This window comes from Arthrobacter humicola, assembly GCF_039531445.1.
Classification (GTDB): Bacteria; Actinomycetota; Actinomycetes; order Actinomycetales; family Micrococcaceae; genus Arthrobacter; species Arthrobacter humicola.
In genome coordinates this window covers 1-9,825 of record NZ_BAAAQB010000040.1, presented here as the reverse complement: position 1 = coordinate 9,825, position 9,825 = coordinate 1, and the positions used below count along the sequence as shown (strand labels likewise).

The 9,825-nt window shown below is 66.8% G+C and carries 9 protein-coding genes; 3 read left to right on the top strand and 6 right to left on the bottom strand.

Going from position 1 to position 9,825, the window contains the following annotated elements:
- Positions 1-36 precede the first annotated feature (36 nt).
- The 3 genes from ABD243_RS16505 to ABD243_RS16495 all read right to left on the bottom strand — a co-directional run bounded on the left by ABD243_RS16505 (position 37) and on the right by ABD243_RS16495 (position 3,544).
- Positions 37-1,248 (bottom strand): NAD(P)-dependent malic enzyme, encoded by a 1,212-nt coding sequence (locus tag ABD243_RS16505; RefSeq protein ID WP_202615826.1) that lies wholly within the window; start codon positions 1,246-1,248, stop codon positions 37-39.
- A gap of 292 nt (positions 1,249-1,540) precedes the next feature.
- Positions 1,541-2,098, bottom strand: a complete 558-nt coding sequence (locus ABD243_RS16500) for a TetR/AcrR family transcriptional regulator (protein ID WP_425547234.1) — start codon at positions 2,096-2,098, stop codon at positions 1,541-1,543.
- A 180-nt stretch (positions 2,099-2,278) separates the two neighbouring features.
- Positions 2,279-3,544, bottom strand: coding sequence for an MFS transporter (locus tag ABD243_RS16495; RefSeq protein WP_344367477.1), 1,266 nt, complete (start codon positions 3,542-3,544; stop codon positions 2,279-2,281).
- 205 nt (positions 3,545-3,749) lie between these two features.
- Here ABD243_RS16495 and rraA point away from each other — a divergent pair, with 205 nt between their 5' ends.
- The 3 genes from rraA to ABD243_RS16480 all read left to right on the top strand — a co-directional run bounded on the left by rraA (position 3,750) and on the right by ABD243_RS16480 (position 7,607).
- On the top strand, positions 3,750-4,226 hold the full coding sequence (rraA, locus tag ABD243_RS16490) for a ribonuclease E activity regulator RraA (protein WP_344367476.1): 477 nt from the start codon (positions 3,750-3,752) through the stop codon (positions 4,224-4,226).
- Between the two features lie 103 nt (positions 4,227-4,329).
- Positions 4,330-5,988, top strand: a complete 1,659-nt coding sequence (locus tag ABD243_RS16485; RefSeq protein ID WP_344367475.1) for an MDR family MFS transporter — start codon at positions 4,330-4,332, stop codon at positions 5,986-5,988.
- Between the two features lie 179 nt (positions 5,989-6,167).
- Entirely contained in the window at positions 6,168-7,607 is a 1,440-nt protein-coding gene (locus ABD243_RS16480) for a sugar porter family MFS transporter (protein WP_344367474.1), read from the top strand.
- A 78-nt stretch (positions 7,608-7,685) separates the two neighbouring features.
- Here ABD243_RS16480 and ABD243_RS16475 read toward each other — a convergent pair whose 3' ends face one another.
- The 3 genes from ABD243_RS16475 to ABD243_RS16465 form a co-directional block, all read right to left on the bottom strand.
- The gene (locus tag ABD243_RS16475; protein WP_344367473.1) at positions 7,686-8,912 is read right to left on the bottom strand and encodes an MFS transporter; all 1,227 of its coding nucleotides are present in this window, start codon (positions 8,910-8,912) and stop codon (positions 7,686-7,688) included.
- Between the two features lie 57 nt (positions 8,913-8,969).
- Positions 8,970-9,452, bottom strand: coding sequence for a MarR family transcriptional regulator (locus ABD243_RS16470; RefSeq protein WP_091248214.1), 483 nt, complete (start codon positions 9,450-9,452; stop codon positions 8,970-8,972).
- Positions 9,453-9,564: 112 nt separating this feature from the next.
- The coding region (locus tag ABD243_RS16465) for an IS30 family transposase (RefSeq protein WP_344367472.1) at positions 9,565-9,825 on the bottom strand (261 nt) is incomplete at its 5' end.

The following is a 9,825-nucleotide window of genomic DNA, read 5'->3' as shown; positions in this document are numbered from 1 at the left end:
AAGGAGGCCCCCCCGTCGTCGTTTGGTCAGCTGTGGCTACTCGGCTTCGACCGCCGCGGCGACTGCTGCGGAGACCGCCGGGGCAACCCTGGGGTCAAGCGGGCTGGGCACGATGTAGTCGGCGGACAGGTCGTCCTCGGCGAGTTCGGCGATGGCGCGGGCCGCGGCGAGCTTCATGGCCGGGGTGATCCGGCGGGCGCCGGCGTCCAGGGCTCCGCGGAAGATGCCGGGGAAGGCCAGGACGTTGTTGATCTGGTTCGGGAAGTCGCTGCGTCCGGTAGCCACGACGGCCGCGTACTTGCTAGCGACCTCCGGCAGAACTTCCGGGTCCGGGTTGGACAGGGCGAACACGATCGAGCTGTGGTTCATCAGCTTCAGGTGCTCCTCGTCCAGCTTCGAGGAAGAGACGCCGACGAACACGTCGGCGCCAAGCAGCGCCTCGCCGGGGCCGCCGGTCACGCCGCGCGGGTTGCTGCGGGCGGCGAGCTCGGCCTTTTTGCTGGCCGGATCCGCGGCGATGTCCGCGCGGTCCTTGCTGATCGCACCGCGGGAGTCCAGGAGGACGACGTCGCCGACCCCGGCCGTCAGCAGGATTTCGGCGACGGCGATGCCGGCGGCTCCGGCGCCGGAGACCACCACGCGCAGGCTCTCGAGCGTCCGGCCGGTCACCTTGGCGGCGTTGGTCAGGGCGGCGAGGACCACGACGGCGGTGCCGTGCTGGTCATCGTGCATGACCGGGCAGTCCAGCGCCTCGATGAGCTTTTCTTCCAGTTCGAAGCAGCGGGGCGCGGCGACGTCCTCGAGGTTGACGGCGCCGAAGCTCGGGCGCAGCCGGACGAGCGTCTCGACAATTTCGTCGACGTCGGTGGTGTTCAGGACCAGCGGGATGGAGTCGAGCTCTCCGAAGGCCTTGAAGAGCGCGGACTTGCCCTCCATCACGGGCAGCGAGGCGCTGGCCCCGATGTTGCCCAGGCCCAGCACGGCCGTGCCGTCGCTGACGACGACCACGAGGCGCTGGGCCCACGTGAGCGTCTTGGCGAGCTCCGGGTTGGCGTGGATGGCGCGGCTGACCTGGGCGACGCCGGGCGTGTAGGCGATGGAGAGGTCGCGCTTGCTGGCAAGCGGGACAGTGCTGGAAATCGACAGCTTGCCGCCCTGGTGGGATGCGAAGATTTCCTCGTCGCTGAGCGCGGCAACTGTCTCGGCCGGGGAAGCGGAATCGGCGGGAATGATCGTTTCAGTGGACACGTCGTTGTCTCCTGGGAATCACCGTGGGCGCACGGCACATGGAAGCTTGAGCACGTCAGATGCTCAAGTTGGTCTGTCGGGGGCGTCGGCGGCAACCAGAGGTGGCGGTCGCCGGTGGAACCCCCGGAGTTGCTGGCGTCAGCGTTCTCCGGTCTAGCCATGGTAAACAACGCGCCCTGGCGATGAGGCGGCACTGCAGTCATTCCGCGCAACAGTGAAACGTTTGACCATCGCCTTATGTGACTTAGATCACACTCACGGTGCAGTTTGTAGCTCTACCGGTCTAGACCAGTTACGCGGCCTGTCGTGCCCCCTGCAGAAGCGAACAGGCCTTCTTGAGGTCCTCTTCGGCTTCGAAGAGGGACAGCCGGCGGCAGCGGACGGCCTGGACCAGCCCGGTGACCGTCAGCAACAGGACCCTGGCGACAGCGGCGTCGCCGCACGCGGCCGTCACGGCCTTCTCGGCTGTCGCATCGATCTCACGGAGCAGCCGCGTGGTGTCCGTGTCCTTGACGTATACCGCCCGGTTGAGGCACTGCTCCACGGCAGGCTGCATGAGGCGCATGTGGAAGATCTCCATCACTACCCCCACAAGCGCCTGGGCCGCAGCTTTTCCCGCCGCCGGCGAGCTCCCCGCGAGGAGTTCGCCCAGCTGCTTGCGGTACAGCGCCAGGACCAGCTGGGTGGCCGAGGGGAAGTAGCGGTACAGCGTCCCCAGGGGAACATCCGCCTTGGCCGCCACCTCGGAAAGGACTACGGAGTCCAGGCCCTTGCGGGCAAACCCTGCGGCAACGTCCAGGATCCGCACGTAGCGGAGCCGTTGCCGGGGCAGAGTGGGGGGAGGGGCCATCGGTGGAAGATCTGAGTGAAAGTCAGGCATCAGCAGCGTTCCGGGGGTCGTTTTTCTCGGCAGCCGGGAGCTATCCCCCACAGCGCTGCCGCGGCAATTGCCGTCCACTATACGCCACGAAACCGGGCGTCCGGCGAGTCAGCCGGGGCCGCAGGAGCCCCGGAAGGGGACGAGCCCGGCTCAGTCCACGCCCTTGATCTTCACCACGAACACGGCGCCCAGAAGTCCGATTGCGGCGGCCGCGACATACAGCGAGACATAGCCGCCCCAGAGAGCCACAAACGGAAATGCGATGAGCGGGGCGATCACTTGGGGCAGCGAGTTGGCGATGTTAATGACGCCGAGATCCTTGCCCCGGTCCAGTGCCGTGGGAAGCACCTGGGTGATGAGCGCGAAGTCCACCGCCAAGTAGCAGCCGAAGCCGATGCCCAGCACCGAGGCGCCGATCAGCGCGCCCGGCCATGTGGGCGCGAACGCAAGGATGAGGGAGGCAGCTGCGATCACGGCTGACGAGATGATGACCAGCGGTTTCCGGCGCCCCAGGCGATCGCTCAGCCGGCCGCCCACCACGCTGGTGGCGATCACCATGACCGCGTAAAGGCCGGTCAGGATCAAGACACCAAACTCGGGCTCGATGCCCTGGGTTTCACGGACGCGGACGGCGTCATTGAGGAAGAACAACAGATAGAGGGTGACCATGTGGTTGCCGATGTTCACCAGCAGCCGCGTCAGCCAGGCCCAGGCGAAATCCGGGTGGCGGGCCGGGGAAATCCAAAAGCCCCGCACAAACCCGGCCAGGCTGAACGGCGGCTGGGCCTGCGCAGGCAGCGGGACGTCGTCGTTCTTGAAGTAATACAGCACGACGCCGGCAAGCAGCGCCAGCGCGCAGACGAGGTACCCCGCGGCGAAGTTTCCGGTGACGGCGGCGGCGATCACTGCCCCGGCCAGTATCCCGACTGTCTGCCCCATGGCAGCCAGTCCGCCCACCGTGCCGCGCTGCGGGACGGGCACCCGGTCCGGGATGGCCGCGGTGATGGCCGCGTAGGCGCCGTTGCAGCCGGCCTGGACGAGGCACCAGAGCAGCGTCATGACGGCGACATTAGGGGCGCCCGCCAGCGCGATCAGTGCCGCGGCGCCCAGGATGGCGCCAAAAATCACCCACGGCACCCGGCGGCCCCGGCGCGCGGTGGTGCGGTCGCTGAAGGCGCCCACGAGAGGGTTGGCGACGAGCGAGACGGCGGCCCCTGCGCCTGTTACGAGGGCGAGGATGGCTTCCTTGTCCGGTTCGCTGAAGGCTGCCGCCTGCTGGCCGAGGAGCACCTGGATCGGGCCGAAGAATGCCGCGTTGATGCCGACGTTGACCAGCACCACGCCTGCGGTCCAGACCGGCCGGACGCGGTGCTCTGGCTCGGCGAGCGCCGGCGCGGTGGTATCGGACATGCTCATGGCTCCCCCTGGAACTGATGATCAGGCATATGTATCAGTGCGGAGCCAGACTATCGCGGCAGCGTTGCGCGGCGGAGTTGCGCGGCGGAACCGCGCAGCAGAGTTGCCCGGCGGACTGTCCGCGGTGGCACGGGAACCGGGCATGTGCGAGTCTCGGGGATGACACCCGCAGCCAACACGTGCTGCCGACACCGAAGGAGTGACCGTGAACGCTTCCGCCGTCAATACCGCAGACCTTTACGATGAGCGCGGCGAGGAGCTCGACTCCGTGTCCGCGCAGTTCCAGTCCCTGGGCGGCCACACGCACTTCAGCGGACCGGTCCGGACCATCCGGTGCTTCGAGGACAACGCGCTGGTCAAGTCCCTGCTGGCCACTCCCGGAAGCGGCTCCGTCCTGGTGGTCGACGGCGCCGGGTCTCTCCGCACCGCACTGATGGGGGACATGATCGCGGCGAGCGCCGTCGCTAACGGCTGGGCCGGCGTCGTCATCAATGGGGCCATCCGGGACCGGCTCGCCATCGCCGGGCTGCCGCTCGGTGTGAAGGCGCTCGGCAGCAACCCGCGCAAGAGCGCCAAAGAAGGCGCCGGGGAAGTGGATGTTCCGCTGGAGATCGGCGGCGTGACCATCCGGCCCGGCGCGATGATCTGGTGCGATCCGGACGGAATTCTGGTGGAACGCTAAGGACTTTCTTCTTCGGACGGTAGTAGCGGGAACAAATCTGCCAGTAACATAGTTACTGAAAGCAACTATCAGCTTGATCCCCACACTTCCCCTTGGAGCAGTCATGTCCAAAACCACCTCCGTGCGCGCCGCAGGAGAGGTCCTGACCCACCGTCAGACCATCACCGTCATGGTGGGACTCATGCTCGGCATGTTCCTGTCCTCGCTGGACCAGACGATCGTGTCCACCTCGATCTACACGATCGCAAACGACCTCGACGGCCTGTCCCTGCAGGCCTGGGCCACTACCGCCTACCTCATCACCTCCACGGTGAGCACGCCGCTCTACGGCAAGCTCAGCGACATCTTCGGACGCCGCCCGCTCTACCTCATCGCCATCCTGATCTTCCTCGCCGGCTCGCTCTATGCCGGATCGGTCCACTCCATGACCGAACTCGCGATCGCCCGCGGCATCCAGGGCATGGGCGCCGGCGGCCTTCTGGCCCTCGCCCTGACCATCATCGGCGACATCGTGGCGCTCAAGGACCGCGCCAAATACCAGGGCTACTTCATGTCCGTCTTCGGCGTCTCCTCCGTCCTGGGCCCGGTGATCGGCGGCGCCTTCGCAGGCACCGAGACCATCCTTGGAATCGACGGCTGGCGCTGGGTGTTCCTCATCAACCTGCCGATCGGCATCGCCGCGCTCACGGTGGTGTTCATGTACCTGCACCTCCCCGCCAAGCATGTGAAGCAGAAGATCGATTACTGGGGCGCCGCCGCCATCACCCTGGCGATCGTCCCGCTCCTCCTCGTCGCCGAGCAGGGCCGCACGTGGGGCTGGAGCTCCACCAACTCCTTCCTCTGCTACGGACTGGGCGTTGTGGGCATCATTGCGTTCCTGCTGGCCGAAAAGCACGCCGCTGACTACGCGCTCATCCCGCTGCGGCTGTTCCAGAACATCACCTTCGGCCTGTCCTCGCTGCTGAACTTCATCATCGGCATCGGTATGTTCGGTGCCATCGCGATGCTTCCGATGTACCTGCAGCTGGTCAAGGGCCTGACTCCCACCGAGGCCGGCCTCATGATGATCACCTTCACCGTGGGCATCCTCACCGGCTCCATCACGGCCGGCCGGACCATCTCGGCATCGGGCACCTACCGGATCTTCCCGATCCTGGGCACCGCCGTCCTGACCGGCGCCGCCGTCGTCATGGGCCTCTCCCTCGGCGTCGACACGCCGCTGTGGGTCCCGGGCTTCATCGCCGTGTTCTTCGGCCTGGGCCTGGGCTTCTGCATGCAGCCCCTGACGCTGGCCATGCAGGTCTCCGTTCCGTCGAAGGACATGGGTGTGGGCACCTCCGCCGCCGCGTTCTTCCGGTCCATGGGCGGCGCGGTCGGAACGGCCGTGTTCATCTCCATGCTCTTCAGCCTCGCCGCCGACAAGATCGCCACCGGCATGAAGGACGCCGTGCAGGACCCTGAATACCTCAAGGTGCTGAAGGATCCGGCCGTGGCTGCGGACCCCGCCAACGCGAAGCTGTACGACTTCTTCAAGAACGGCGCCAGCAATGACTCGCTGAATGACACCAGCTGGCTGCACACGGCCAATTCGACGTTGACCCGGCCCATCACGGAGGGCTTCGCGCAGTCGATCGACGCCGTCATGCTCACGGCCGCTGTCCTCACCGGCGTCGCCTTCCTGATCACCTTCGCCCTGCCGAACAAGAAACTCACGGACCCGAAGACGGTATCCAGGGAGAGCGCCGCCGCCGCCGCCCACTAGGGCTTCAATGCAGCAATGCGTCACGGCAGGCAGTCGTTTGGACTGCCTGCCGTCGCTGTTTCCCTGGAATGTAAGCTTGCTCTCATTTTCCGGCCTTGTGACAGGCACCGCACCGGGTCCGGTGTAAGACTTGGTAGCTGCGGCGCAGGCCGTGGACCGCGAGTTGCCGAGGGAGCCTTATGACCATCACCCAGGACCAGACCACCGCCAAGATCCCCAAACGGGTCATTTGGCTGGCCCTGGCGGGCGCAGTCGGCGGCTTCCTCTTCGGCTTCGACTCGTCCGTGGTCAACGGCGCCGTCGATGCCATCAAGGAGGAGTTCGCGCTCAGCGAGGCCGTGACCGGCTTCGCCGTCGCCGTAGCCCTGCTTGGCTGCGCGGCCGGCGCCTACCTCGCGGGCAAGGTGGCCGACCGCTACGGCCGGATCCCGGCCATGAAGTTGGGCGCCGCGCTGTTCCTGGCCAGTGCCATCGGCACCGGCTTCTGCTTCGGCGTCTGGGACCTGATCTTCTGGCGCCTGATAGGCGGCCTGGGCATCGGGCTGGCATCGGTGATCGCACCGGCCTACATCTCCGAAATCTCGCCGCGGCACGTCCGCGGCCGCCTGGCCTCGCTCCAGCAGCTCGCCATCACCACCGGCATCTTCGCCGCCCTGCTCTCCGACGCCGTCTTCGCCAACACTGCCGGCGGAGCGGACCAGAACCTGTGGGTCGGCATCGAGGCCTGGCGCTGGATGTTCCTGGCCGGAGCCGTCCCCGCCGTCATCTACGGCTGGATCGCCTTCACCCTGCCGGAGTCCCCGCGCTTCCTGGTCTTCAAGGGCAAGGACGACGAGGCCCTCAAGGTCTTCCAGTCGATTGCCCCCAGCGAGGACACCGACCGCCACCTGCGCGAGATCAAGGAGGCCATCGAGGAGGACAAGCTCGCCGGCAAGAAGGGGTCCCTGCGCGGCAACGTCCTGGGCCTGAAGCCGGTTGTCTGGGTCGGCATCGTGCTGTCCGTGCTGCAGCAGTTCGTCGGCATCAACGTGATCTTCTACTACTCCACCACGCTGTGGAAGGCCGTGGGCTTCCAGGAAAAGGATTCCCTGACGATCTCCGTGGCCACCGCCGTCACGAACATCCTGGTGACGCTGGTCGCGATCGCCCTCGTGGACCGGATCGGCCGCCGCCCCATCCTGCTCGCGGGTTCCATCGGTATGGCCGTCTCGCTGGGCACCATGGCCCTGGCCTTCGGCTCGGCCACCGGCTCCGGTGACGCCATCACGCTGCCCGGCGCGTGGGGTCCCGCGGCCCTGGTGGCCGCCAACGTCTTCGTGATCAGCTTCGGCGCCTCGTGGGGCCCGCTGGTATGGGTGCTGCTGGGCGAAATCTTCCCGTCCCGGATCCGGGCCCGCGCCCTCGGCCTGGCCGCTGCCGCGCAGTGGATCGCCAACTTCGCCATCACGCTGAGCTTCCCCGTCATGGCCGCGGCCTCGCTGCCCCTGACGTACGCCATGTACGCCCTGTTCGCCGCGGCGTCGTTCTTTTTCGTCGCGTTCAAGGTGCCCGAGACCAACGGGATGTCCCTGGAACAGGCCGAGACACTGTTCGTGCCCAAGGGATCCGCCAAGGCCTGAGGCCTTCCCTGCGAGCGCAGGGGGTAACAGAAACGCCCATGTTCCGCGGAACATGGGCGTTTCTGTTACCTCGGCTCGCTAGACCACGTGCGGCTCGTGCGCTGCCAGGTAGCGGCGTCCGCCGAAGACCACGGCAATAGCCACCACCATGGCCGCTGCACCGGCGTAGAACGGCACTTGCGGGCCGAAGTGCTCGCCCAACTGCGCGGCAGCGAACGGTGCCAGGGCGCCGCCCATCCAGCGCACGAAGTTGTAGCCGGCGGAGGCGACAGGCCGGGGCGAATCGGAAACACCCATGGCCAGCTCGGTGTAGATCGTGTTGTTGACGCCCAGGAGCGCCCCCGAAATGACCACGAGGACCACCACGGCGGGCACCGAGTGCCCGGCGGACAGGCCCAGTCCCACAAGGTCCAGCATCAGCAGGAACAGGGTGCCAGTGAGGACCCGGACAGCTCCGAAGCGGTTCTGCAGCACGGGAGCAACAAACACTGAGAAGACGGCGACGGCGACGCCCCAGCCGAAGAACACCCCGCCGATTCCGTAGGCGTCCATGCCCAGGATGAAGGGCGTGAAGGCGAGGACGGTGAAGAAGCCATAGTTGTAGAAGAGGCCACTGGCCGCCGTCGTCCTGAGCCCCTTGTGTCCCAGGGCCAGCAACGGATCCCGGAGACGGACCTTGCGCTCGGGCAGCGGGGTCTTGGGCAGCAGGGCAATGAGAGCGATGAACGCCGAGGCCATGAGCACGGCGGTGCCGAAGAACGGTGCGCGCCACTGCCAGCCGCCGAGCAATGCGCCCAAGAGCGGGCCGAGGGAAATACCCAGGCCCAGGGCGGCTTCGTACAGGATGATTGCCGTGCCGGCGCCGCCACTTGCGACGCCGACGATCACGGCCAGCGCCGTGGCCACGAACAGTGCGTTGCCCAGTCCCCAGCCGGCGCGGAAGCCGATGAGTTCAGCCACGCTGACCGAGGTGCCCGACAGTGAGGCGAAGACGACGATCACCGCCAGTCCGATCAGCAGCGTCCGCTTCCCGCCGATCCGGGACGAGACGTAGCCGGTGATCAGCATGGCGACGGCGGTCACCAGGAAATAGCTCGTGAAGAGCAGCGACACCTGGCTCGGCGTGGCGTCCAGGTTCTTGGCGATCGCGGGCAGGATGGGGTCCACCAGGCCGATTCCCATGAAGGCGAACACGGCTGCGAGGGCCGTCGCCCATACCGCCTTGGGCTGTTTGAGTAGTGAGGCTTTCTCGGCCTCGAGGGTAACTTCCGCTGCCGGCAGTATGTCGGCGGACTGGCCGTGCATGGGGGCACTCCTAAGTGATTGGAATTTGTGGGTGAGTATCCGGATTGCGGATGAGTATCAGGCCTGGAGGGTTGCGTTGATCTTCCCGATGACCGGCAGCGCGGCCGCAAGCGCGGCGCGGTCATCGTCCGAAAGGGACGAGAGGATGCCGGCCATGACGGTGTTGCGACGCTCATTGGCGGACTCGACGGCGGCGCGGCCTTCTCGGGTGAGGGTGACGCGGACAGCGCGGGAGTCGTTGGGGTCCGGTTCCCGGCGGGCGAGGCCGGCGCGCTCGAGCTTGATGATCTGTTCGGTGGCGCTGGGCACTTTGACGCCAAGGTTCCGGGCGATCTCCCCCACGCGCACTCCGGACCCGGAGGCGCCGGCCCCGGCGGACGCGGGGCCGGAGTCCATCAGCATCTTGAGGGTGCTGAGCTGCGCGGCACTCAGTTCGCCGTCGGCGTCCAGGCGGCGGACGAGGTAGATGCTGTGGCGAAGGGCCTCGCGGAAGTCCTGGGCGAGGGCGAGGAGGCCGGGGTCGGCCGGTTCAGCGTTCATAGTTAGGTAGCCTAACAGTTAGGCGCCCTAATGGTCAATGGGGGTGGGTTGCCCTATCACTTATGGCCGCTAAAACCGCGGCAAAGTCAACTGGTTGGAGCAACGCCGGGGTTTAGGCTGCGTGCAGCAGCTGGTTCAGCCGGTTGGCTGGGGTCTCCAGGTTCAGGGTGGGTCGGGGGCGGCGGTTGAGTTTCGCGGCGACCTGGCGGAGGTCCTCCGGGGTATGGACGGAAAGGTCTGAGCCTTTCTCGAACCAGAATCTCAGGAGCCGGCTGGTGTTCTCATTGGACCCGCGCTGCCAGGGCGAGTGCGGGTCGCAGAAGTAGAGCGTGGTGTCCAGTGCGGTCTGGATCCGGGCGTACGCGGCGAGTTC

Coding starts and splice junctions, on each gene's coding strand:
- ABD243_RS16500 (WP_425547234.1), bottom strand. CDS start 2,098: ATGGCCCCTCCCCCCACTCTGCCCCGGCAACGGCTCCGCTACGTGCGG.
- ABD243_RS16495 (WP_344367477.1), bottom strand. CDS start 3,544: ATGAGCATGTCCGATACCACCGCGCCGGCGCTCGCCGAGCCAGAGCAC.
- ABD243_RS16485 (WP_344367475.1), top strand. CDS start 4,330: ATGTCCAAAACCACCTCCGTGCGCGCCGCAGGAGAGGTCCTGACCCAC.
- ABD243_RS16480 (WP_344367474.1), top strand. CDS start 6,168: ATGACCATCACCCAGGACCAGACCACCGCCAAGATCCCCAAACGGGTC.
- ABD243_RS16475 (WP_344367473.1), bottom strand. CDS start 8,912: ATGCACGGCCAGTCCGCCGACATACTGCCGGCAGCGGAAGTTACCCTC.
- ABD243_RS16470 (WP_091248214.1), bottom strand. CDS start 9,452: ATGAACGCTGAACCGGCCGACCCCGGCCTCCTCGCCCTCGCCCAGGAC.